Annotated in this window: 24 protein-coding genes and 1 pseudogene; 12 read left to right on the top strand and 13 right to left on the bottom strand. The window is 63.8% G+C overall.

From position 1 onward, the window contains the following. The first annotated feature begins 42 nt into the window (after positions 1-42). From AC0L24_RS26655 to rpsP, 7 genes are all read left to right on the top strand, one after another. Positions 43-1,290 carry a flavin monoamine oxidase family protein gene (locus AC0L24_RS26655; RefSeq protein WP_127808676.1) on the top strand — a complete coding sequence of 416 codons (1,248 nt, stop codon included), beginning with the start codon at positions 43-45 and terminating at the stop codon, positions 1,288-1,290. A 91-nt stretch (positions 1,291-1,381) separates the two neighbouring features. Next, positions 1,382-2,479, top strand: coding sequence for a zinc-binding metallopeptidase family protein (locus AC0L24_RS26650; protein WP_127382298.1), 1,098 nt, complete (start codon positions 1,382-1,384; stop codon positions 2,477-2,479). 62 nt (positions 2,480-2,541) lie between these two features. Then, a complete protein-coding gene (locus tag AC0L24_RS26645; RefSeq protein ID WP_127397842.1) occupies positions 2,542-3,141 on the top strand; it encodes a DUF1236 domain-containing protein in 600 nt (199 codons plus the stop codon). Between the two features lie 172 nt (positions 3,142-3,313). Beyond that, the gene (locus tag AC0L24_RS26640; RefSeq protein WP_127808675.1) at positions 3,314-4,264 is read left to right on the top strand and encodes a CPBP family intramembrane glutamic endopeptidase; all 951 of its coding nucleotides are present in this window, start codon (positions 3,314-3,316) and stop codon (positions 4,262-4,264) included. Between the two features lie 277 nt (positions 4,265-4,541). Continuing rightward, complete coding sequence (gene ffh, locus AC0L24_RS26635) at positions 4,542-6,152, top strand: signal recognition particle protein (RefSeq protein ID WP_127808674.1); 1,611 nt, start codon at positions 4,542-4,544, stop codon at positions 6,150-6,152. A 7-nt stretch (positions 6,153-6,159) separates the two neighbouring features. Further along, positions 6,160-6,492, top strand: a complete 333-nt coding sequence (locus AC0L24_RS26630; protein ID WP_127261568.1) for a chorismate mutase — start codon at positions 6,160-6,162, stop codon at positions 6,490-6,492. Positions 6,493-6,527: 35 nt separating this feature from the next. Further along, positions 6,528-6,926, top strand: coding sequence for a 30S ribosomal protein S16 (gene rpsP, locus AC0L24_RS26625; RefSeq protein WP_127808673.1), 399 nt, complete (start codon positions 6,528-6,530; stop codon positions 6,924-6,926). 80 nt (positions 6,927-7,006) lie between these two features. On the opposite strand, the gene AC0L24_RS26620 is transcribed toward rpsP, so the two are convergent. From AC0L24_RS26620 to AC0L24_RS26610, 3 genes are all read right to left on the bottom strand, one after another. Then, positions 7,007-7,270, bottom strand: a complete 264-nt coding sequence (locus AC0L24_RS26620; protein ID WP_027037482.1) for a YMGG-like glycine zipper-containing protein — start codon at positions 7,268-7,270, stop codon at positions 7,007-7,009. Positions 7,271-7,404: 134 nt separating this feature from the next. Next, a complete protein-coding gene (locus AC0L24_RS26615; protein ID WP_127808672.1) occupies positions 7,405-7,815 on the bottom strand; it encodes a DoxX family protein in 411 nt (136 codons plus the stop codon). A gap of 110 nt (positions 7,816-7,925) precedes the next feature. Then, the gene (locus tag AC0L24_RS26610) at positions 7,926-8,855 is read right to left on the bottom strand and encodes a bestrophin family protein (protein WP_245481828.1); all 930 of its coding nucleotides are present in this window, start codon (positions 8,853-8,855) and stop codon (positions 7,926-7,928) included. A 162-nt stretch (positions 8,856-9,017) separates the two neighbouring features. On the opposite strand from AC0L24_RS26610, the gene AC0L24_RS26605 reads away from it, so the two are divergent. Continuing rightward, positions 9,018-9,425 carry an ACT domain-containing protein gene (locus AC0L24_RS26605; protein WP_127808671.1) on the top strand — a complete coding sequence of 136 codons (408 nt, stop codon included), beginning with the start codon at positions 9,018-9,020 and terminating at the stop codon, positions 9,423-9,425. Between the two features lie 162 nt (positions 9,426-9,587). Here AC0L24_RS26605 and AC0L24_RS26600 read toward each other — a convergent pair whose 3' ends face one another. Beyond that, entirely contained in the window at positions 9,588-10,622 is a 1,035-nt protein-coding gene (locus tag AC0L24_RS26600) for an aspartate-semialdehyde dehydrogenase (protein WP_023814446.1), read from the bottom strand. Positions 10,623-10,729: 107 nt separating this feature from the next. Further along, on the bottom strand, positions 10,730-10,861 hold the full coding sequence (locus tag AC0L24_RS26595; protein ID WP_281040148.1) for a hypothetical protein: 132 nt from the start codon (positions 10,859-10,861) through the stop codon (positions 10,730-10,732). Between the two features lie 196 nt (positions 10,862-11,057). Here AC0L24_RS26595 and AC0L24_RS26590 point away from each other — a divergent pair, with 196 nt between their 5' ends. Continuing rightward, a complete protein-coding gene (locus AC0L24_RS26590) occupies positions 11,058-12,932 on the top strand; it encodes a DEAD/DEAH box helicase (protein WP_127808670.1) in 1,875 nt (624 codons plus the stop codon). A 121-nt stretch (positions 12,933-13,053) separates the two neighbouring features. Here the strand turns inward: AC0L24_RS26590 and AC0L24_RS26585 are convergent, their stop codons facing one another. Continuing rightward, positions 13,054-14,469 carry a glycosyltransferase gene (locus AC0L24_RS26585; protein ID WP_127808669.1) on the bottom strand — a complete coding sequence of 472 codons (1,416 nt, stop codon included), beginning with the start codon at positions 14,467-14,469 and terminating at the stop codon, positions 13,054-13,056. A 132-nt stretch (positions 14,470-14,601) separates the two neighbouring features. Between AC0L24_RS26585 and AC0L24_RS26580 the strand changes: the two genes are divergently transcribed. Together AC0L24_RS26580 and AC0L24_RS26575 are read left to right on the top strand one after the other, a co-directional pair. Next, positions 14,602-15,315, top strand: coding sequence for a DUF805 domain-containing protein (locus tag AC0L24_RS26580; protein ID WP_127808668.1), 714 nt, complete (start codon positions 14,602-14,604; stop codon positions 15,313-15,315). 168 nt (positions 15,316-15,483) lie between these two features. Next, positions 15,484-16,050 (top strand): DUF805 domain-containing protein, encoded by a 567-nt coding sequence (locus tag AC0L24_RS26575; RefSeq protein ID WP_473564356.1) that lies wholly within the window; start codon positions 15,484-15,486, stop codon positions 16,048-16,050. 7 nt (positions 16,051-16,057) lie between these two features. Here AC0L24_RS26575 and AC0L24_RS26570 read toward each other — a convergent pair whose 3' ends face one another. From AC0L24_RS26570 to leuD, 6 genes are all read right to left on the bottom strand, one after another. Then, entirely contained in the window at positions 16,058-16,522 is a 465-nt protein-coding gene (locus AC0L24_RS26570) for a GNAT family N-acetyltransferase (RefSeq protein ID WP_473564354.1), read from the bottom strand. Between the two features lie 4 nt (positions 16,523-16,526). Continuing rightward, positions 16,527-17,630, bottom strand: a complete 1,104-nt coding sequence (leuB, locus tag AC0L24_RS26565) for a 3-isopropylmalate dehydrogenase (protein WP_127297862.1) — start codon at positions 17,628-17,630, stop codon at positions 16,527-16,529. Between the two features lie 161 nt (positions 17,631-17,791). Beyond that, the gene (locus tag AC0L24_RS26560; protein ID WP_127808665.1) at positions 17,792-18,142 is read right to left on the bottom strand and encodes a VOC family protein; all 351 of its coding nucleotides are present in this window, start codon (positions 18,140-18,142) and stop codon (positions 17,792-17,794) included. A gap of 13 nt (positions 18,143-18,155) precedes the next feature. Continuing rightward, entirely contained in the window at positions 18,156-18,539 is a 384-nt protein-coding gene (locus AC0L24_RS26555) for a RidA family protein (RefSeq protein WP_473564352.1), read from the bottom strand. 328 nt (positions 18,540-18,867) lie between these two features. After that, positions 18,868-19,791: a hypothetical protein gene (locus AC0L24_RS26550; protein ID WP_473564350.1), complete on the bottom strand. Its 924-nt coding sequence runs from the start codon at positions 19,789-19,791 to the stop codon at positions 18,868-18,870. Between the two features lie 83 nt (positions 19,792-19,874). Continuing rightward, positions 19,875-20,480 carry a 3-isopropylmalate dehydratase small subunit gene (gene leuD, locus AC0L24_RS26545; protein ID WP_023810900.1) on the bottom strand — a complete coding sequence of 202 codons (606 nt, stop codon included), beginning with the start codon at positions 20,478-20,480 and terminating at the stop codon, positions 19,875-19,877. Positions 20,481-20,607: 127 nt separating this feature from the next. Here leuD and AC0L24_RS26540 point away from each other — a divergent pair, with 127 nt between their 5' ends. Further along, positions 20,608-21,033, top strand: coding sequence for a GNAT family N-acetyltransferase (locus AC0L24_RS26540; RefSeq protein WP_127808662.1), 426 nt, complete (start codon positions 20,608-20,610; stop codon positions 21,031-21,033). A gap of 72 nt (positions 21,034-21,105) precedes the next feature. On the opposite strand, the pseudogene AC0L24_RS26535 reads toward AC0L24_RS26540, so the two are convergent. Next, a pseudogene (locus AC0L24_RS26535) lies at positions 21,106-21,282 on the bottom strand (FAD-dependent oxidoreductase); the annotation flags it as partial.

Here is a 21,282-nt window from a genome sequence, read left to right as displayed (position 1 = left end):
AATTTGCCTAGGATCAAGTGATTATTGTGGCAAGGGGGCTGCATGCAAGACGTTGATGTCGTCATCATCGGTGCCGGGTCGGCGGGTCTTGCCGCCGCCAGGACCCTGCAGGCCGCGGGGCTTTCCTTCACGCTGCTCGAAGCGATGGACCGAATCGGCGGGCGAGCCTGGACCAGCGACCAGCATTTCGGCGTGCCTTTCGACATCGGCTGCGCCTGGCTGCATGCCGCCGACCGCAATCCCTATTTTCCCGAAGCCCAGGCGGCAGGCTGGACGTTGCATCATCACGACATGAACGTCGATCATCTCTACTACCGCGAGCGCAAGGCGAGCGAAGCGGAAGAAGCCGACATGAAGGCCGCCGACGCAAAGCTGTTCGAACTGCTGGCCAGGCATGAAGTGAAGGACGGAGATGACGATCGTCTTTCGGCGCTGTTGGCAAAAGGCCATGCACCGCGCGCCGCCGCCACCTTCGCCGGGCCGATGGATTTCGGTGCCGACGAGGACGAAATCTCGATCCTGGACTTCCAGGCCGCGGCCGATCTCGACCCGAACTACTTCAGCAAGGAGGGCCTTGGCGCGCTGGTGGCGCGTTTCGGCGCCGGCGTGCCGGTCGAACTGTCGACGCCGGTGCGCAAGATCCTGTGGGACCTGCCCGGCGTCGCCTGCGTCACCGATCGCGGCACCGTCCGCGCCAAAGCGGTGATCGTGACCGCTTCGCCGGCGGTGCTCGCCTTCGAGGAGATCGCGTTCTCGCCGGCCCTGCCCGACACGCATTTCGGCGCCTTCTTCGACCTGCCGATGGGCATGCTGACCAAATTGCCAGTCGAAATATCGGGCACCAGGCTCGGGCTGCAGCCCTTCGACGACCTGCTGATCGAACGGATGGCCAGGCACGACATCTACTTCCTCTGCTTCCCGTTCGACCTTGACTTGATGGTCGGCTTCGTCGGCGGCGATTTCGCCTGGGAAATGTCGGCGGCCGGCGAGGCGGCCGGCATCGACTTCGTCGTCGACCGGCTGTGTGGCATCTTCGGCGGCGATACGCGCAAGCATGTCGGACGCGCAATGATGACCAATTGGGGCGGCGAGCGCTTCGTGCGCGGCGCATATGCCGCGGCCCGCCCCGGCCGTTCACTGGCGCGCGCCGCACTCATGCAGCCGGTGGCCGACAAGATCTTCTTCGCCGGCGAGCATCTGGCCGGCTCGCTGGTCCAGACCTGCGGCGGCGCACGGCTGTCGGGCGAGGCGGTGGCAAGGCAGGTTGTCGCCCAGCTTGCGGCCAAATAGCTTCAGGAAAATGTGGAACACCGCGCGGCTGTTCGCGTTGGGCACGGGCCGCCGTGAACATTTGTGTCACCTCCGGTGAATTGAGACCAACATGAAACTCTTCGACTGCCCGCATTGCGGCCATCGCATCTATTTCGAGAACGCCCAGTGCCTGAACTGCGGGAACCCCGTGCTCTACGATCCCGAGCACGCCTGTTTTGCGCTGGCAGGCGTCGATGGCGTCTTCCAGTGCACCAACGCCGATGAATGCGCCTGCAACTGGATGGCGGAACCGGGTCACGCTTTTTGCCGCGCTTGCGTGCTGAACCAGTTGATCCCAGATCTCTCCGTCGACGGCAACCGCCGCCGCTGGATCCGTGTCGAAGCGGCGAAGAAGCGCGCCATCTACTCGCTGCTGGCCTTCGGGCTGCCGGTGGCGCCCAAGCAGAACCCGGCCGACGAAATCGGCCTTGCCTTCGACTTCCTCGCCGATCCGATCGGCGGCGGCCCCGGCGGCGAGCGGATTCTGACCGGCCACGACAATGGTTTGATCACGCTCAATGTCGCCGAGGCGGATTCGGCCGAGCGCGAGAAGCGGCGCGTCGAGATGGGCGAGAACTACCGCACCTTGCTCGGTCATTTCCGTCATGAGCTCGGGCACTATTACTGGGACCGCCTGATCCGCGACGATCCGCACAGGCTCGAAGCTTTCCGCGCACTGTTCGGCGATGACCGCGCCGATTACGAACAGGCGCTGAAGGCCTATTATGCCAATGGTGCGCCCCCCGACTGGCAGCAAGACCACATCTCGGCCTATGCGACCTCGCATCCTTGGGAGGACTGGGCCGAGACCTGGGCTCACCACCTGCACATCACCGACACGCTGGAAATGGTGCACGCGCTGAACTTTCCGCTCGGCCGGCTGGAGACGGTGGAGGCCAACGACTTGCCGCGCGGCGACACAGGCGGCGGGTTGCAGGCCGCACCCTCGGATCCGGCGACCGCGCCCGAGCCTTTCGAAAAGATCCTTGCCCGCTGGCTGGTGCTGTCGGAGGCCTCCAATTCGATCAACCGCTGCATGGGCCTGCCCGACCTTTATCCCTTTGTCATTTCGGACGTCACGGCGCGGAAATTGGAATTCGTTCACGAACTTCTGACCGATTTGCCGAAAGAAGCGGGAACAAATCGTGAGTTGGCGCAAGCGTTTTAGCGGGAACGCATAAGCTGCTGCCCCGTTTTGGCTGCCGAGGGACCTGAAAACGGAGAGAAACCATGAAATCCCTGTTGTTTCCGGCGGTAGCCGGAATGCTGACCGTGATGTCGGGCGCCGCGCTTGCCGATACCGCTGTCTCAGCCGTCACCGATCTTAACGTGCGCGCCGGACCCGGCCCGCAATATCCTGTGATCGGCGTGCTCACCGCCGGCCAGTCGGCAACGCTCAATGGCTGCATCGAAAACAGCAAATGGTGCACCATAGCCGAGGCCGGCGGCCAGGGCTGGGTCTATTCCGACTATGTCACGGCCGATATCGGCGGCAGCCGCGTGGTGCTGACGGAACGGCGCTCCAGCGTTGCTGTCGTCTCGCCGCCTGAGGACATCGGCAACTACTCGACCGATTATACCGGCGCGATCATCGCCAGCGATCCGGTCGTGGATGACTTCCCGCCGCCTCCGGCTGAAATCCGCACCTATGTCGACACGCATCGCCTCGATCCCATCTATCTCGAAGGCGAAGTGGTGACCGGCGCGACCCTGCCCGACACCGTCGAGCTACGCGAGATTCCGGACTACAATTACCGCTATGTCTATGTGAACGGCCAGCGGGCGCTGATCGATCCGCAGACCCGGCGCATCATGTACGTCGTTCGCTGACGACAAATCGGCACAAGCGGCCGCTGCGATTGCAGCGGCCGCCAGCAGGCGGCGCCGCCGCGCGGCGCTCTCCTGCGCCGACTTGCTTGGCCTAGTCCTTTGCGGAAAACCATTCCGATTTTTCCGGCCATCGGTTAGTCAAATAGGCGATGACTTTGGCAAGGGAGCCCGCGTGACCATCGATCCGGCCGCCTTCGAGCGTTACAGGCATTCGCCGAACGCCAAGACGACCTTACCGCGCCTGTTGCTCGGAACGGGCATCGTGGTCCTTTTTTGGGGAGCAACCACCGTGGCCGTGCTGGTCGGCGGCACCTATGCCTTCATCGCCTGGCAGGCGACCCCATCATCCGGCATTCAGGGCTTCCTCGCTTCGCCCCTCGGCATCCTCACCGCGCTCGTCTCGTTCGCCGGCATCTGGATCGGCCTGTGGGTCGCGATGCGCTGGGTGCACGGCGAGAAGCTGTCGGCGCTGCTCGGCAACAGCCGACGAGTTTCATGGCCCGACTTCCTCAAAGGGCTGATCGCGGTGCTGATCACGTCGTTCATATCCGAGGTCCTGCTCTATCTGCTGCAGCCGCAGATCACGCGTGGCCCGATCGGCCTGTCGTCCTGGCTGCTGTTTGCGATCCCGATCGCCGCGCTCACTTTGCTGCAGACATCCTCTGAAGAGGTGCTGTTTCGCGGCTATCTGCTGCGCGGTCTCGCCAACCGGTTCACGAGCCCGGTAATCTGGGCCCTGCTGCCGGCCCTGCTGTTCACCTCGCTGCATTGGAGCGCGAGTTCGTCGCCAGCCATCAATGCTTGCGTGCTGGCGTCTATCGCCGCTTTCGCGCTGCTGCTGACGCTAGTGGTCTACGCAACCGGCAATCTCGGCGCCGCCTTTGGTGCTCATCTCGGCAACAACCTGACCGGGTTTCTCTTGATCTCGCATCAGGACAGCTACAATTCCTTCGCCCTGTTCAACGCCAGGCCGCTCGAAGGGCCGGGCTGGGCGACGTCGGATGCGGTTCTCATCGCCTTCATCGGCATCGCCTGCAGCCTGCTGACCATCGTGCTGCTTCTACATCCGCGTTCGCCGCTCAAGCTCGCCGCCGAGCTTCCGGACCGGACGAGCACGGCGTGATTGCAGGCCCGGGAACGACGCAATCCGGCCTTGTCTTGACTCCGCGTCCGATTTCCTGTCTACACGCCCCGAATTCCGCGACGAGTATCCCTCCGAGCAAGCCGACCAGGACGCCGAAACCTCTTTGAGGTGAAGTGCTGTAAATCGATCCTGGAGGCCAACACCCGGCAGCGCTGAGCGCCCCCGGGTGCTTTTTGGTTTTGGCTTTTGGTTGGACACTGGGCGCGAACGCATTACCTCTCGGGCATCATCCGGGTGCCAGGGAAAAGGAAAACGAATGTTTGAATCGCTACAGGAACGTCTTGGTTCGATCCTGAACGGCCTCACCGGCCGCGGCGCGCTGTCGGAGGCTGATGTCTCGGCAGCACTGCGCGAGGTGCGCCGCGCGCTGCTCGAAGCCGATGTGGCGCTGGAAGTGGTGCGTTCCTTCACCGACAAGGTGCGCGAGAAGGCCGTCGGCGCTGCCGTGGTCAAGTCTATCAAGCCCGGCCAGATGGTCGTCAAGATCGTCCATGACGAACTGGTCGACATGCTCGGCGCCGAAGGCGTCGCCATCGATCTCAATGCCCCGGCGCCGGTCGTCATCATGATGGTCGGCCTGCAGGGTTCCGGCAAGACGACCACTTCGGCCAAGATCGCCAAGCGTCTTTCCGAGCGTCAGAACAAGAAGGTCCTGATGGCCTCGCTCGACACGCGGCGCCCCGCCGCGCAGGAGCAGCTTCGCCAGCTCGGCGAACAGGTCAAGGTTGCCACGCTGCCGATCATCGACGGCCAGTCGCCGGTCGACATCGCCCGCCGCGCCGTGCAGGCGGCCAAGCTCGGCGGCCACGACATCGTCATCCTCGACACCGCCGGCCGTACCCATATCGACGAGCCGCTGATGGTCGAGATGGTCGACATCAAGAAGGTGTCGAGCCCACACGAAATCCTGCTGGTCGCCGATTCGCTGACCGGCCAGGACGCCGTCAATCTGGCCAAGAGCTTCGACGAGCGCGTCGGCATCACCGGCCTCGTCCTGACCCGCATGGACGGCGATGGCCGTGGCGGTGCGGCTCTTTCGATGCGCGCCGTCACCGGCAAGCCGATCAAGCTGATCGGCACTGGCGAAAAGATGGACGGGCTGGAGGAATTCCACCCCAAACGCATCGCCGACCGCATCCTCGGCATGGGCGACATTGTCTCGCTCGTCGAAAAGGCCGCCGAGAACATCGACGCCGAACAGGCGGCGGCGATGGCCAAGAAGATGCAGTCGGGCAAGTTCGACCTGAACGATCTCGCCGGCCAGCTTCAGCAGATGTCGAAGATGGGCGGCATGGGCGGCATCATGGGCATGATGCCCGGCATGGGCAAGATGAAGGACCAGATGGCCGCCGCCGGTCTCGACGACAAGATGTTCGGCCGCCAGCTCGCCATCATCTCGTCGATGACCAAGGCCGAGCGCGCCAATCCCGATTTGCTCAAGCATTCGCGCAAGAAGCGCATCGCCGCCGGTTCCGGCACCGACGCGGCCGAAATCAACAAGCTGCTCAAGATGCATCGCGGCATGGCCGACATGATGAAGGCGATGGGCGGCAAGGGCAAAGGCGGCGGCCTGATGCGCGGCATGATGGGCGGTCTCGCCTCCAAGATGGGCCTCGGCGGCATGATGCCCGGCGGTATGGGCGGCATGATGGGCGGCGGCATGCCGGACCTGTCGAAGATGGACCCTAAGCAGCTCGAAGCCTTGCAGAAGCAGGCACAGGCAGCCGGCCTTGGCGGCGGCATGAAAGGCCTTCCCGGCGGCGGTGGCCTGCCTAGCGGCATGCCCGGTCTGCCCGGCGGCATGAAACTCCCCGGGCTTCCCGGCCTCGGCGGTGGCGGGCTGCCCGGCCTTGGCAAGAAGAAGTGAGGACGCCATGAACGAAGAGAAGGACATGGCCGACGCCCGCGCTCTCCTGGCCGATTACCGCGCCTCGATCGACAACATCGACGCGGCCCTCATCCACATGCTGGCCGAGCGCTTCCGCTGCACCAAGGCGGTCGGTGTGCTGAAGGCGACGCATGGCCTGCCCCCGGCCGACCCGGCACGCGAGCAGCAGCAGATCGCCCGGCTTCGCCAGCTGGCGAAGGACGCCCATCTCGACCCGGATTTCGCGGAAAAATTTCTCAACTTCGTCGTCCGCGAAGTGATCCGCCACCACGAACAGATCGCCGCTTCCGCTTCCAACGGCGTGACGAAAACCAACTGAAACCCAATCAACGAACTTAGTTTAGGAGAAAAGAAATGCCCTTGAAGATCCGACTGGCCCGTGCGGGCTCGAAGAAGCGTCCTTACTACCACGTCGTCATTGCCGACGCCCGTTCGCCGCGTGACGGCCGGTTCATCGAGTCGATCGGCTCGTGGAACCCGCTGCTGCCCAAGGACGGCGAACGCGTCAAGGTCGACGCCGACCGCGTCAAGCATTGGCTGGCGCATGGCGCCCAGCCGACCGACCGCGTGCTGCGCTTCCTCGACGAGGCTGGCCTCGTCAAGCGCGACGCCCGTTCCAACCCGAAGAAGGCCGAGCCGGGCAAGAAGGCGCAGGAACGCGCTGCCCTTCTGAAGAAGGCGCAGGAAGATGCCGCTGCTGCTGTTGCGGCCGCCGCTGCACCGGCCGAGGCGGAAGCCGCCACCGCCGAATAATTGCTCTATTCGCATCCAGGAAAACGGCGGGCCATGTGCCCGCCGTTTTGCTGTCCAGTTCTGTCTGTAAGAGCTGCCGATCAATAACCGTCCGGGCAGCGGTCGACGTAGACGCGGCCACGGCGATCACGGTAGCGGCATTCGCCACGCTCGCTCGCCCGGCCGATCAGCGCGCCGGCAACGGCGCCGACAGCACCACCGACGACGGCGCCTTCAACCGGATCGCCAGCGACCGCCGCACCGACGGCAGCCCCACCGAGGCCGCCTACGGCCGCGCCTTTTTCCGTTTGCGAACAAGCGGCGAGCGGCACCAGCAGCGCCATCAAAAGCATCGTTTTCTTCATCATCGTTCCTCTCCGATAGGAGCCGCCTCCGCCGCCAGGCAAATCTCTAACTCGCAACTCGGCGATTCGATCCCTGAGACATTGCCCGGCAAAGGGTTCAGGCTTCGAGTTGAAAGCGATGCTTCGATCTGGATCTAACGGCTGAACGGGATCAGCGCGCGGACCCTGGCATCGCGCAGACACAGGCCGCCCCACAGGATAATGCCGAGATAGACGCCGAACAGCATGTGCGAGAACAGCGGGTTGTCGACGCGGACATTGGTGGCGATAGCGCCGCCCATATAGGCGGTGAGCAGGATGGCGCCGAGCAACGAAGTGCGCGGCAGTGCATAGAGAGCGGTCGAGATCAGGCCGATGACGCCCAGCATGCGCGCGGCATTGGCATCGGCCGGCCAGCCGAGCGGCACCATCGTCTGGGTGACGACATCGAGCGGCGGCAGCTTGATGACGCCATCGAAAATCATGAACAGCACGATGACGCCGCTGAGCGCGCGGCCGGCCCATAAAGCGCCCGGCGAGACGGGCGCGATTTCGGAAATGCTCATGGTGGTCCCTCCTAGTGGTTCGAGCCCTTTTCGCTGGGGTCGAACCAAGGACGTGGCATGGGGCTGCGATCCGACAGAGGTCCGATTGTTTTAAGCCCGCGCGCCTTCGCCTAGGAAAAATAAAACTTTTCCGCGGGGATCATCTTCGGCGGCGTTTCGCCCAGCGCTTCGAACACCGAGATTTCGCAGACACGGCAGAGGCCGTCGAGTGCAAGGTCGTTGGCCTCGGTGCCGAACGGATCCTCGAGCTCTTCCGACAGCGCGTCGAGGCCGAAGAAGGTGTAGGCGATCAACGCCGTGAACAGCGGCGTCGCCCAACCGGTGGTCGAGATCAGGCCGATCGGCAGCAGCAGGCAGACGATATAGGCCGTGCGATGCACCAGCAGCGTGTAGGCGAAGGGTAACGGCGTACCGGCGATCCGCTCGCAGCCGGCCTGGATGGCTGCGATCGACGCGAGCCTCTCATCGAGGATACGAAAGCCTATCGAGTCGACGTCGCCCGCCCGGCGCTGCGCATTGGCACGCCGGCCCATGCGCCTGACCATCTCATCTGCCGGATTGGAAAAGGCTGCGGCCTTGTCCGCCTCGGCGTCGATGAAGGCGCGGGCATCCTTCATGCTGTCGATCTTGCGCAACTGCCCGCGCAGGAAATGACAGAAGGCGAGCGCTTCCATCAGCAAGGCGCGCTGCTCGGTCTGGTCCGGGATGAGGCTGGTGGTGGCGCGGGCCAGGTTGCGCATTTCGAAGACCAGCGCGCCCCACAGCTTGCGCGCCTCCCACCAACGGTCGTAGGCGGCGTTGTTGCGGAACGAGAGATAGATCGACAATGTCACGCCGACCAGGCCGAAAGGCGTGATGTTGAAGATGCTGAAATCAAGCTGGAACCGGCGCGCCACGGCCAGGATGATCGCGGAATAGAGCGCGAAGCCCAATATCTGCGGCAGGATGCGTGGCACGACCGAACCGCGCATGATGAAGAACAGCTGCAGGAATGTGGGGCGCGGGCGAACGATCATCGAAGGCCTTTCACGGACCGGCATCGGCCCTCAGCTCCTCTATTGTGCGATGCGACAGGTCCGCAAGCCCAGCCGCCAGCGACATCGCCATGTCGTCCTTGCAGCGCCAGGACTATCGGCACGCGCCGGTCGCGGATATTGAAGAGCACGTGGGCTGCGGCCCATTTCTGCAGGCGAGAGAAACGAATGACCGGCGAGACCGATCTGAAGACACTGCTGGCATCGATGACGCCGGAACTGCTGGCCGGCACCTATGTCTTCGCCACGCTGGCGCCTGGCGTCGCTCAGCCGGAAGGCCTCGAGCCGGTGATGGTGTTTCGCGAGCGCGAGGGCGTGACGCTGATCGTAACCGAGGAGAAGGCCATCGCTGCGGCACTGACCGCGTCATTCCGCTGCCGGATGGTCACGCTGAACATCCATTCGTCGCTGGAGGCCGTCGGCTTCCTCGCCGCCATCACCATGCGCCTCGCCGCCGCCGGCATGGGCGTGAACCCGGTTTCGGCCTTCTACCACGACCATCTGTTCGTCCCCGCCGACCGGGCGGAGGAAGCGCTGGAGCTGCTGGTTGGGTTGGCGGCTGAGAATCGAAGCTGAGGCTGGTGCTGCCCCTCATCCCCCTGCCGGGACCTTCTCCCCGTGAACGGGGAGAAGGGAGCTAACGGCCAAAGGCCGAACACGCGACTGCGGGCCGCCGATCGTTCGGCGCCCCCGCGGAGGGCCCGCCGCGGCAGCGGCGATACGGCCCGTGAGCGAAAACTAAGCCGCCTTCTTCTTCGGCTGGATCAGGCCGCGTTCGACCAGCAGTTCGGCGATCTGCACCGCGTTGAGTGCGGCGCCCTTGCGCAGATTGTCGGAGACGATCCACATCGACAGGCCATTGTCGATGGTCGAATCCTCGCGGATGCGCGAGATGAAGGTGGCGTCCTCGCCGGCCGATTCCAGCGGCGTGATGTAGCCGCCGTCCTCGCGCTTGTCCAAGACCTGGCAGCCTGGGGCTTCACGCAGGATATCCCGCGCCTCGTCGGCGGTGATCGGCTTTTCGAACTCGATGTTGACCGCTTCCGAATGGCCGATGAACACCGGCACGCGCACGCAGGTCGCCGTCAGCTTGATCTTGGGGTCGAGCATCTTCTTGGTCTCGGCGACCATCTTCCACTCTTCCTTGGTGGAGCCGTCGTCGAGGAACACGTCGATGTGCGGGATGACGTTGAAGGCGATGCGCTTGGTGAACTTCTTGACCTCGACGCCATCGGCGACGAAGACCGCGCGGGTCTGGGTAAAGAGTTCGTCCATACCTTCCTTGCCGGCGCCGGATACCGATTGATAGGTGGCGACGACGACACGCTTGATGGTGGCGAAGTCATGCAGTGGCTTCAATGCCACCACCAGCTGCGCCGTCGAGCAATTCGGATTGGCGATGATGTTCTTGCGCGTGAACAGCGAGATCGCGTCCGGGTTCACTTCCGGCACGATCAGCGGCACGTCCTGGTCGTAGCGGAAGGCCGACGAATTATCGATGACGACGCAGCCCTGCTTGCCGATCTTCGGCGACCATTCCTTGGAGACGCTGCCGCCGGCCGACATGATGCAGATGTCGGTGTCGGAAAAATCATACTGGTCGAGCGTCTTCACCTTCAGCGTGCGGTCGCCGAACGACACTTCCGTGCCCTGGCTGCGCCGCGACGCCAGCGCCACGACTTCGCTTACCGGAAAGCCGCGCTCTTCCAGTATGTTGAGCATTTCCCGGCCCACATTGCCCGTGGCGCCGACGATCGCTACCTTGAAACTCATCGAAAAATCTCCTGTCCCTCTCCGCTTGGTTTTTGGAGAAACCCGCTGGCCGATGCGGGTTCCGTCCCCCGGGCCGAACCCGGGAGAGGGTGGTTAGGCCAAGGGAGTCACACCGTTTTGGTGGTGGTTTTGGCCATAGTTTTGGTTGAACGCAGGAACGCGTGCTCCGACCGTCCGCGAACCATGCTGCCATGGCCGGAGAAGTCGAGTGCATAAAGCGCCATCAAAAGGCCGCGCATCGAAACTGTCCTGTTCGGTGCCGGCTTTTACGCGGTTTGCGTCAAGAGTCAATTGGCGAGCGACGCCGGTTTCCCCTGCGCCCTGTACAATCGCGGCTGCGCGAAGTACGAACGGTCAAGATTGTTTGGCTGGCGCTAGGTCGGCCCCGGCATGTGCTCCATGATGAGCGCGGACCCTAAATTCCGAAAGAGTGAGATGTCCAACTTCGAAGCACTTGTTCCAGCGCTTGCCAGGGCGCTGGAAAAACGCGGCTATTCCGAGCTGACGCCCGTCCAGAAGGCGGTCGTCGCGCCGGAACTCGGCGAGGCCGATGCGCTGGTTTCGGCGCAGACAGGCTCCGGCAAGACGGTGGCCTTCGGCCTCGCTCTGGCGCCGACCCTGCTTGAGGGCGCGGAGCGCTTTGGCCACGCCGCCGCACCGCTGGCGCTGGCGGTGGCGCCGACGCGCGAACTCGCCTTGCAGGTGACGCGCGAACTGGAATGGCTCTACGAACTGACCGGCGCCACCGTGGCGTCCTGCGTCGGCGGCATGGACATGCGCTCGGAGCGGCGTGTGCTGGAGCGCGGCGCCCATATCGTCGTCGGCACGCCCGGCCGGCTGCGCGACCACATCACCCGGCGCTCGCTCGACATGTCGGCGCTGAAGGCGGTGGTGCTCGACGAGGCCGACGAAATGCTCGATCTCGGCTTTCGCGAGGACCTCGAATTCATCCTCGACGCCGCTCCGGCCGAACGCCGCACGCTGATGTTCTCGGCCACCGTGCCGCGCTCGATCGCCACGCTCGCCCAGGGCTACCAGCGCGATGCGGTGCGCATTTCGGCCGCCGGCGAGGAGAAGCAGCATCTCGACATCGAATACCGGGCGCTGAGCGTCGCCCAGCCCGACCGCGAGAACGCCATCATCAACGTGCTGCGCTATTACGAAGCCAAGAACGCGCTGGTGTTCTGCAACACGCGTGCCGCCGTCAATCATCTGACCGCGCGCTTCAACAACCGCAACTTCTCCGTCGTGGCGCTTTCGGGCGAGCTCAGCCAGAACGAGCGCAGCCATGCCTTGCAGGCAATGCGCGACGGCCGCGCAAAAGTCTGCATCGCCACCGATGTCGCGGCGCGCGGCATCGACCTGCCCAATCTCGAGCTGGTCATCCACGCCGATCTGCCGACCAATCCGGAAACGCTGCTACACCGCAGCGGCCGCACCGGTCGCGCCGGGCGCAAGGGCGTCAGCGCGCTGATCGTTCCCAACAGCGCCCGCAAGCGCACCGAGCGGCTGCTGCAGAACGCCGGCCTCAAGGCAACATGGGCGAGCCCGCCCTCGGCCGACGACGTGATGCGGCGCGACGACGAGCGCATCCTGGCCGATCCGGTTTTCGACGAGCCGGTGAAGGACGACGAACGCGGTTTCATCGACGCGCTCCTCGCCAGACATGGCGCCGAACAGGTGGCCGCTGCCTTCGTGCGCCAGTGCCGCGCCAGTCGCTCGGCGCCCGAAGACCTCATGGAGATCGCGCCGTTCACGCCGTCGCGTGAAAGACCGGCGGGCGAAGGTTTCGCGCGCCGCGACGAGGCGCCCAGCCGCCGCGACGATTTCGGTGACAGCGTCTGGTTCTCGCTGTCGATCGGGCGCCGGCAGAATGCCGAGCCGCGCTGGCTGATCCCGATGCTGTGCCGCACCGGCAGCATCTCGAAGCGCGAGATCGGCGCCATCAAGATGCAGCCGGAAGAGACCTACGTGCAGATATCAGCCGACTGGGCCGACCGCTTCCTGGCCGCGATCGGTCCCGACCGCAAGCTGCAAGGCAACATCCTGGTGAAGCGGCTCGATGGTACGCCCGATCTTTCACGCGCCGGCTATCAGCCGCCAAGCCCCGACAAGAAGCCGCATCGCGGCAAGGCGCCGTTCGACCCCAACGCGCCGAAGCGCAAATTCGAAAAACGTGCACCGGCAGCAGTCGATCAGCGCCCGGCCGCCGCGCATGAGGCAAAGCCATGGGCGAAAAAGCCGGGCAAGCCGAAATTCGACACCACCGGCGCGCCCAAGCACAAGAAGGCGAAGAAACGGCCCACCTAGAGCATTTCACCGTTTCACGGAAACGGCGATCTGCTCTAACTCTTTGTTTTGACGCAATTCCCAAGGGAAAACACTATGCGTTTTCCCGGGAAAACGGCTTCACACTTTTCCTAGAATTGCTCTAGGACTTCGGCCGGAGGGAAGCGCTTGCCTGCAGGCCAGCCTTGATGGCAGCCCAGCTGGCCGATGCCGGCGTCGGGCGATGCTGCTTTGCGATGCGTTCCGTCAGCGATGAGCGCCAGTCCGCGTCTTCCGCCATCCTGCGGATCGCAGCGTACCAGCTGGCCTGGTCATTGGAATCGATCGCCGGCATCAGCCCGCCGCTCGCCTCGATCAGCGACGGCGCGGTCGAGACGATGACCGGAATGCCAAAATCGAGACATTCCGAGGCGCCATAGCCCCAGCCCTCGATATACGAGGGAAAGACGCCGAAGGAAGCGCTGCGATAATATCGGATGAGCTCCTCATCGCTGATCGCTCCGGTGAACGTAACCCGCTCGAGCAGTCTCGGATGAGCCTTAAGATAGGCGCGCAGCGGATCGATCATCCAGCCCCAGCGCCCGGCGCAGACGAGCCGCGGCAGCTTGACGTCCTCGTCGAGCGCCTGCTGCCATATCCGTGCCAGCAGGATGTGGTTCTTGCGCACTTCGATGGTCGAGCAATAGAGCACGAACGGCTCGTCGGCCTCGATGCGCGAAGTCTGGCCGATGCGCGAAGCCGTCTCGTACAGGATGGACGGCATCGGAAACCGGTATACCACCGGCTGCGTGACGCCTGCCTGTTGCATATGATCGGTCAGCGTCGCACCAACTTCGTCGGATGCACAAAATGCCGGCGCGCCGGAACGCACGAGGTGCTCGAGATATGACCCGTAGCGAGCCTCGCCAGGGCTCATACCAACCATGTCGGGGCGCAGTGTCGGGATGAGATCGTGGCAAAGAAACGCAAGGCCACCGGCGCGCCCCGAGACGGCGGTTCGGTCATCCCCGGTCAGAATGTGATGGCTGATCAGGACAAAGCCGCGTTCGGTCTCGTTCGGTTGGCTTGGAACCTGACGCGGGGCCGACTGGATCCGCGCCCGCTGGTACAGACGATAGGCCCTGATCAGCAGCCTCGTCGCCTGATAGGCAATCCCTTTGCGGCCATGGGTCACCGTCTTGGCGAGATGGCGGTCGGCGTCGCGCTTGCCCCATGGCTGCTGCCTCACCGCTTCGAGGGCCTGCGACATCGCCGTGCGTCTCCCAGGCCATCGTTTGAGGCGCCAGGGTGAAATCTCGCCCGTCGCCACATGGTCCTGCTCGAAAGGAGCGAGGGGGCGAAACCGACCTTCCCACGGTCGGAACGCCACCACCTCCACGCTAGGGTCGGGATCGGCCAGGGCTGCGCTGACGAGAAAGCTTTCCACCCGCGGGATGCCGACAAGTCCCTGGCCGGACGACCAGAACGTCAGGCCGGTGGCGTCGATGGCCAGCCTGGGAGGCCTTCTTTCCCCTCCATCTTCAATCACGGTTTTACTGTCAGGACTCTCGACTGTCATGTTCTGCTTCTGTCGAAGGCGGTTGCACTCGATGCCTTATGCTTCATTTGCCGCGAAGAGGGTAGCCACGGCTTGCCCATCGGCTCGGCCCTGTGCCACCTTCGGTCGGGACGTGGCGAGCGGGGGTGGCAAATGCGCGGCGAAGTGCTTCACTATGACGAGGACCACGGTTTTGGCTTCATCACCGGAGCCGACGGCAACCGTTACACCTTCACCCGCGAGAACCTGCGCCGGAAAACCGCCATGCCCAACGGCACGGCCGTCGAGTTCCAGCCGGGCGGCGACCAAGCGCGCGACGTCTTTTCGATCGCTGCTGCGACCGCCCCTCCGGCGGCCGCAGACCCCAGCATCAAGGCCGCACCGGCCCAGGCCAGCGTTCCGCCTGCAGCGGCCCCATCTCCTACGCAGCATTTCGGTCGGTCTTCCGAGACAGCCGAGCCCAGCGATCTCTGGGGCTATTTCTGGCGTGGCGTGACGCAAAACTATTTCAATTTCGGCGGGCGCGCCCGCCGTAAGGAGTATTGGGGCTACTGCCTGTTCTGGACGGTGTGCCTGCTGATCATCGGCGGCATCGGCCTGTACACCGATATGGATATGGGCGGTTTCGACAGTGATATCTCGGGCGCGATAACGGTCGGGCTGTTCGGCACGTTCCTGCTGGCGACACTCCTTCCCAGCCTCGGCATGATCGTGCGCCGGCTGCACGACATCGGCCTGTCGGGCTGGCTCTGCCTGCTGATCCTGATCCCGACCATCGGCAGCCTGATCATCCTGGTCTTCGCGCTGATCCCGACGCAGGCCAGGGAAAACCAGTGGGGGCCGGTGCCTACGGGCGTCAGGATTTAGCCGCCACGTGTATTGCAATCATAAACAACCTTGGGTAGTATTTGCGCAACGCGGGGGAGAAACATGCGTGGCACGATATTCCACTAAGATCAGGATCAGGACTACGGCTACATCGACGGAATCGACAGCAAGCGTTATATTTTTGCTCGTGACGGTGTGAGCCATGAAGTGACCCTCGTCAGGGGCACCCTTGTCGAGTTTCAACCGGATGACGGTACGGCGCACGATATAGTCGCCGTCACCCCGACAGCGCCATCGCCAAGCACGGGCCAGCCACGGCAGCCCCGCCGTTCGGCCGAGAGCAGGCCCGCCTATTCCACGGGTCTGTGGGCTTACTTCTGGCGCGCGATAATTGCAGACTATAGCAATTTCAAAGGTCGCGCCCGCCGCAAGGAATTCTGGGCCTTCTGGCTATTCTACACCCTCGGGATATTGGCGCTTCTAGGCTTCGGAATACTCGTTGACCTAGCGTTCAATGGCTTCAAAACCAATGCGGACAGGACGCCGATGAGGGCCATAGGGCTCATACCCTTGCTGGTTTTCTTTTCGGGATTGATCCTGCCGTCGATTGCCCTCGTCGTGCGGCGTGTGCATGACGCGGGTCTGAGCGGCTGGTTTGCACTGCTGGGCTTCATCACTCCCATTGGCAGCATTGCCTTGCTGGTCTTCGGACTTCTGCCGTCCCAGGTGGGCGAAAACCCTTGGGGACCAGTGCCGGCAGGCGTCAGGAGCTAGCCGCTTTTCAGCGCCTCGCCCGAAAGCCTGAGAAAGACCTTCTGGCCGTGGCGTTCGGCGCCAAGCCGGTCGTAGAAGCGCAGTGCGCCCTCGTTCCAGTCCTCGTGGTCAGGTCGATGCGGCCGATGCCTTCGCGCAGGCAATGATCGGCGAGAAAGCCGATCAGCGCCCGGCCCACGCCGGCGTTGCGGGCTTTGTCGCGCACGAACAGATCCTTGAGGAACAGCAGCCGCTCAAGATCGATACCGGGATGCGCGATCGCCACCGACGCCAGGCCGCTGACCTCGCCGTCGACGAAGGCGAGCGCGAAATGCGGATAGGCCGGGCTTTCCTCGCCAAGCCATTTGCGTGCAGCAGACAGGGCCCGGTCGGCATCGAGAGGTGGCTGCCGGTAGTGAACAGCCATCTCGCACAATATGGCCGCGAGTGCCGCGGCGTCCTCGATCGTCGCCCAGCGGACGTCGACCGTCACGGTATCAGCCCAGGAATTTGGCGATGATCGCGTCGCCCATCTGAACCGTACCGACCTCGGTCATGCCATCGGACATGATGTCTTTCGTCCGCAGGCCCGCGTCGAGCACAGCGGCGATCGCGCTTTCGACGCGGTCGGCTTCCTCGACCATGCCGAAGGAATAGCGCAGGCACATGGCGAAGGACGCGATCATGGCGATCGGGTTGGCGATGCCCTTGCCGGCGATGTCGGGGGCCGAGCCGTGCACCGGCTCGTACAGCGCCTTGCGCTTCTTGGTCTTCACGTCAGGCGCGCCGAGTGAGGCCGACGGCAGCATGCCGATCGAGCCGGTCAGCATGGCGGCGATGTCGGACAGCATGTCGCCGAACAGATTGTCGGTGACGATGACGTCGAACTGCTTTGGCCAGCGCACCAGCTGCATGCCGCCGGCATCGGCCAGCATGTGGTCGAGCTTGACGTCGGAATAGCGCGCCTTGTGGGTCTGGGTGACGACCTCGTTCCACAGCACGCCCGACTTCATCACATTGCGCTTTTCCATCGAAGTGACGTGGTTCTTGCGCGTGCGTGCCAGTTCGAAGGCGACGCCCGAAATGCGCTCGATCTCGAACGTGTCGTAGACCTGCGTGTCGATGCCGCGCTTCTGGCCGTTGCCGAGATCGATGATCTGCTTGGGCTCGCCGAAATAGACGCCGCCGGTCAGCTCGCGCACGATGAGGATGTCTAGACCCTCGACCACCTCCTGCTTGAGCGAGGAGGACGCCGCCAGCGCCGGATAGCAGATGGCCGGGCGCAGATTGGCGAACAGCTCCATGTCCTTGCGCAGGCGCAGCAGGCCGGCCTCAGGGCGCACCTCGTAGGGCACCGCGTCCCATTTCGGACCGCCGACGGCGCCGAACAGCACTGCGTCGGCCGCCATCGCCTTTTCCATGTCGGCATCGGAGATCGCCGCGCCATGCGCGTCATAGGCGCAGCCGCCGACCAGCCCCTCATCGGTGGCAAAACCGCTGCCGAGCTTGTCGTTCATGACCGCGATCAGTTTCTTGACCTCGGCCATGGCCTCGGGACCGATGCCGTCACCGGGGAGCAGGAAAAGATGCTTCGTTGCCATGGAGGAACCGTCCTGGAAAGAATTTGAACCGCGGCCTTGCTAAACGCCAAGCCGGTTGTGCGCAAGGAGTAACGCAGCGATCAAGAACAACCTCGTTCGTTTGCGATCCTTCGCGCTCCCCTCTGCCCCGCCAGCCTCCCGCAAATTGCAGCGCCTTGCCTTCACCGATGCGAGAGAATGTTGACCAGCCAGCCGAACGGATCGCGGACATAGAAGCGGCGCACGCCCCAGGGTTCGTCGGCCGGTCCGTATTCGATGGCGAAGCCCGCCGCTTTCATGGCATCGAACGCCGCATCGACATCATCGACCTCGATCGAAAGATCCGGCACCGGCGTTTCGGAGCCGCCCTGCACCATGAAGCTGACCTGGACATCCATCTTTGCTTGCGAGCCGTAGGTGGCGATCCAGCCAAGGTCCATAAGCACATCGAGGCCGAGGACATCCTGATAGAAACGCTTGGCCGCAGTGGCATCCGATGTCTCGATATTGGCAACGATGCGCCGGACTTTCATCGTCGGTCGCCTTTCATTCCGTGCGCCGCAACGCCGTCACCTCGATCTCGATCTTCATTTCCGATCTGTTGAGCTGGCAGACGATCATCGTCGCCGCCGGCCTGATGTCGCCGAACGTCTCGCCGAGGATCGGGAAGACCACGTCCACGAAGGCCTGGTCAGTGATGTAGTAATGCGCCCGCACCACGTCGGCCATCTCGAAGCCGCCGTCCTGAAGCGCCTTGCCGATCGTCGCCAGGCAATTGCGCGTCTGCGCCTCCACCGTCTCCGGCATCGTCATCATCGCATAGTCGTAGCCGGTCGTACCGGACACGAAACACCAGTCGCCCTGCACCACTGCACGCGAATAGCCGGCGGTCTTTTCGAACGGCGAACCGGTGGAGATGAGTTTGCGCATGGGGCCTCGCAGGATTTGGTGGCCATTTTGCCGGAAAAGGGTAGGGCGGGTCATGGGCCAGAGGCCACCAATTGTTGCCACGAGCCGGAGCTAGGACGGTGGAGATTAGCCGAACCCTGGCGTCTTCGTCATCCTATGGCGAAGCAAGGAGCGAAGCGACGCGGCGCAGACCCCTGGAGCTGCTCCGCAGCCCAAGGGATCCATGCCGCGACTTCAAAGCGTTGCAGCGGTTCAGAATTCTGCTCCGCCGCGCCCTCCGACAACCGTCACGGCATGGATCCTCGGGTCAAGCCCGAGAATGACGAAGGCGTGGTGGTCGCTGCCGCGTCTAGTTCCCCAGCGCCTTGTCCAACGCCGCCTTCACATCCGCCGGCCATGTCGCTACATCAGGCCACGCCTGCGGCTGGCCATTGTCGCCGCGGCGCGCAAAATAGAGCTTGTGCTGGGCCGGGTCGACCGCCATGAAGCCGTCATTGCCGCCGCAATTATGCGGCACGCAGCCGCTGGCGTAGAAGGCGCCCGAAGCGGCCTTTTCGGTACCGCCGCCGACCAGCAGGCTGGTCGCCATGTCGGGCATGTCCTTGCCGAGCAGCTTTTCGGCTTCCTTGTAGACGGCCTCGTTGTGGAAGGCGTCGATGATGTTCTGGTACTTTTCCGGATCGATGTCTTTCCAGTCCGTGCCGGGTTCCGGCATGTAGGTCAGATTGCCCGAAATCGTCAGCCCATCGGTCGGCGACCATTGCAAAGCCGGCTTCTCATCCCCCGGCAGCAGATAGGGCACGAAATAGATGGCGTTGTCGGACACCGCCGAGGGCGGCGCGCCGCACTGGTCCTGCTCGACCGTGGTGCTCTGGATGGTGCCGCCTTCCGGTTTCCAGACGATCACCGTCGCCGGCCCGCATTGGTTGCCGCCGTCGCCGACATCGAACAGCGCCACCTTGACGCCGCCGACCTCGACTATTTTGTCGAAGAAGACGTCATAGTTGGTGGCCAGCTGCTTGCCGTCATAGGCAAGCACCTTCTCACCGTCCTGTTCCGGTTGGGTGATGGTCAGCGTGCCGCCCTCGAAGGGGACGCGCGCCTGCTTGTCGTCATCGGCAGCGTCGGCGGCGTTCGTCCCCTGATCGGCGGACGGCTGGTCCGTCGCCGGGGCCGGCTGGGTGGCGGGTGCCTGTGTCTGCGCAAACGCGCTCACGGTTTGCCCTAGCAACAAGGCCAGCCCGCAAACGCCGGCAAGAAGCAAACGTGTCATGACTGTCCCTCCACTCAATCGCAACGAACCCGGCGCAACGAAGGCCTGAGAGCGGCCGGGCCTCCGCCTGGAGTGTGTACCGCTCAGGCCCAGGGGCGCTGTTCGGCGTTGCGCTTCTCGAACGACGCGATGGCGCCGGCCTTCTCCATGGTCAGGCCGATGTCGTCGAGCCCGTTCAAGAGGCAGTGCCGCTTGAAATCGTCGAGGTCGAAGGTGACGACACCGCCGTCGGGACCACGGATTTCCTTGGCTTCGAGGTCGACCGACACTGTGGCATTGGAGCCGCGCGAGGCGTCGTCCATCAGCTTCTCGAGATCCTCGGGGCTGACGGTGATCGGCAGGATGCCGTTCTTGAAGCAGTTGTTGTAGAAAATGTCGGCGAACGAGGTCGAGATGACGCAGCGAATGCCGAAGTCGAGCAGCGCCCATGGGGCATGCTCGCGGCTGGAACCGCAGCCGAAATTGTCGCCGGCAACCAGGATCTGCGCCTTGCGGTAGGCCGGCTTGTTGAGCACGAAATCCGGATTTTCCGAGCCGTCATCCTTGTAGCGCATTTCGGCGAACAGGCCGGTGCCGAGCCCGGTGCGCTTGATCGTCTTGAGGTAATCCTTCGGGATGATCATGTCGGTGTCGACATTGACGATCGGCATCGGAGCGGCGACGCCGGTGAGCTTGGTGAACTTTTCCATGGCTTTTGCCCGTGTTTTCGTTGCGGGGGGATTGCTGAGGCACGGTTTACACAAAGCCGGCAGCAAATAAAAGGCAACTGTTCGTGCACGGTGGCACAAGCCAGCCCGATGGTGCAGTCTGGCGGCCATGGCAGAAAACGCACACGTCCTCTATAACAGCGAACCCGCGCTCGACATCGCCGAATTCCGGCGTGTGCTGGTCGAATCCGGCCTCGGCGAGACACGGCCGGTCGATGATGAAGCACGGCTGCGGGCGATGCTGTCGAGCGCCAATCTGGTGCTGACCGCGCGTCTCGACGTCGAAGGCAAGCCGCTGGTCGGCGTGATCAGAGGCATCACCGACTTCTCCTGGGTCTGCTACATCTCCGAACTCCCCGTTTCCCGATCGGCACAGGGGCTCGGCATCGGCAAGGGCCTGACGGACGAGGCGCGCCGGCAGCTTGGACCGTCGGTCGCCATCAGCCTGATCTCCATGCCCGATGCCGTAGGCTTCTACGAACGTATCGGCATGAAGCGCATGGCGGATGCCTTCTGGTTCGACCGCAAGGGCTGAGGTCTCTCTGGTTGGGGAACGAGAGAAGCGCGCCTTTCCTTCTCCCCCTGTGGGAGAAGGAAACGCCAACGCTCAAATCACATTCAATTCCCGGAACGCCCGCCCTTCCGCGACTCGACCGTACCCGAACGCCGAACAATCCACCGTGCGATAGCCGCCATGCACGATCAGTTCGGCCAGCGCCTTGCCGACCGCCGGCGCCTGCTGCAGGCCATGGCCGGAGAATCCGTTGGCGAACAGGAAATTGCC

Source organism: Mesorhizobium sp. WSM4809 (assembly GCF_055811655.1).
The sequence above is the reverse complement of the archived record's forward strand: the minus strand, read 5'-3'. Positions and strand labels throughout refer to the sequence as shown.

Coding starts and splice junctions, on each gene's coding strand:
- AC0L24_RS26620 (WP_027037482.1), bottom strand. CDS start 7,270: ATGAAGAAAACGATGCTTTTGATGGCGCTGCTGGTGCCGCTCGCCGCT.
- AC0L24_RS26560 (WP_127808665.1), bottom strand. CDS start 18,142: ATGAAAGTCCGGCGCATCGTTGCCAATATCGAGACATCGGATGCCACT.
- AC0L24_RS26655 (WP_127808676.1), top strand. CDS start 43: ATGCAAGACGTTGATGTCGTCATCATCGGTGCCGGGTCGGCGGGTCTT.
- AC0L24_RS26610 (WP_245481828.1), bottom strand. CDS start 8,855: ATGCCGGTCCGTGAAAGGCCTTCGATGATCGTTCGCCCGCGCCCCACA.
- AC0L24_RS26595 (WP_281040148.1), bottom strand. CDS start 10,861: ATGCGCGGCCTTTTGATGGCGCTTTATGCACTCGACTTCTCCGGCCAT.
- leuD (WP_023810900.1), bottom strand. CDS start 20,480: ATGGAAAAGTTCACCAAGCTCACCGGCGTCGCCGCTCCGATGCCGATC.
- AC0L24_RS26645 (WP_127397842.1), top strand. CDS start 2,542: ATGAAATCCCTGTTGTTTCCGGCGGTAGCCGGAATGCTGACCGTGATG.
- AC0L24_RS26605 (WP_127808671.1), top strand. CDS start 9,018: ATGACCGGCGAGACCGATCTGAAGACACTGCTGGCATCGATGACGCCG.
- AC0L24_RS26600 (WP_023814446.1), bottom strand. CDS start 10,622: ATGAGTTTCAAGGTAGCGATCGTCGGCGCCACGGGCAATGTGGGCCGG.
- AC0L24_RS26650 (WP_127382298.1), top strand. CDS start 1,382: ATGAAACTCTTCGACTGCCCGCATTGCGGCCATCGCATCTATTTCGAG.
- AC0L24_RS26580 (WP_127808668.1), top strand. CDS start 14,602: ATGCGCGGCGAAGTGCTTCACTATGACGAGGACCACGGTTTTGGCTTC.
- ffh (WP_127808674.1), top strand. CDS start 4,542: ATGTTTGAATCGCTACAGGAACGTCTTGGTTCGATCCTGAACGGCCTC.
- AC0L24_RS26590 (WP_127808670.1), top strand. CDS start 11,058: ATGTCCAACTTCGAAGCACTTGTTCCAGCGCTTGCCAGGGCGCTGGAA.
- rpsP (WP_127808673.1), top strand. CDS start 6,528: ATGCCCTTGAAGATCCGACTGGCCCGTGCGGGCTCGAAGAAGCGTCCT.
- AC0L24_RS26550 (WP_473564350.1), bottom strand. CDS start 19,791: ATGACACGTTTGCTTCTTGCCGGCGTTTGCGGGCTGGCCTTGTTGCTA.
- AC0L24_RS26585 (WP_127808669.1), bottom strand. CDS start 14,469: ATGACAGTCGAGAGTCCTGACAGTAAAACCGTGATTGAAGATGGAGGG.
- AC0L24_RS26615 (WP_127808672.1), bottom strand. CDS start 7,815: ATGAGCATTTCCGAAATCGCGCCCGTCTCGCCGGGCGCTTTATGGGCC.
- AC0L24_RS26540 (WP_127808662.1), top strand. CDS start 20,608: ATGGCAGAAAACGCACACGTCCTCTATAACAGCGAACCCGCGCTCGAC.
- AC0L24_RS26630 (WP_127261568.1), top strand. CDS start 6,160: ATGAACGAAGAGAAGGACATGGCCGACGCCCGCGCTCTCCTGGCCGAT.
- leuB (WP_127297862.1), bottom strand. CDS start 17,630: ATGGCAACGAAGCATCTTTTCCTGCTCCCCGGTGACGGCATCGGTCCC.
- AC0L24_RS26555 (WP_473564352.1), bottom strand. CDS start 18,539: ATGCGCAAACTCATCTCCACCGGTTCGCCGTTCGAAAAGACCGCCGGC.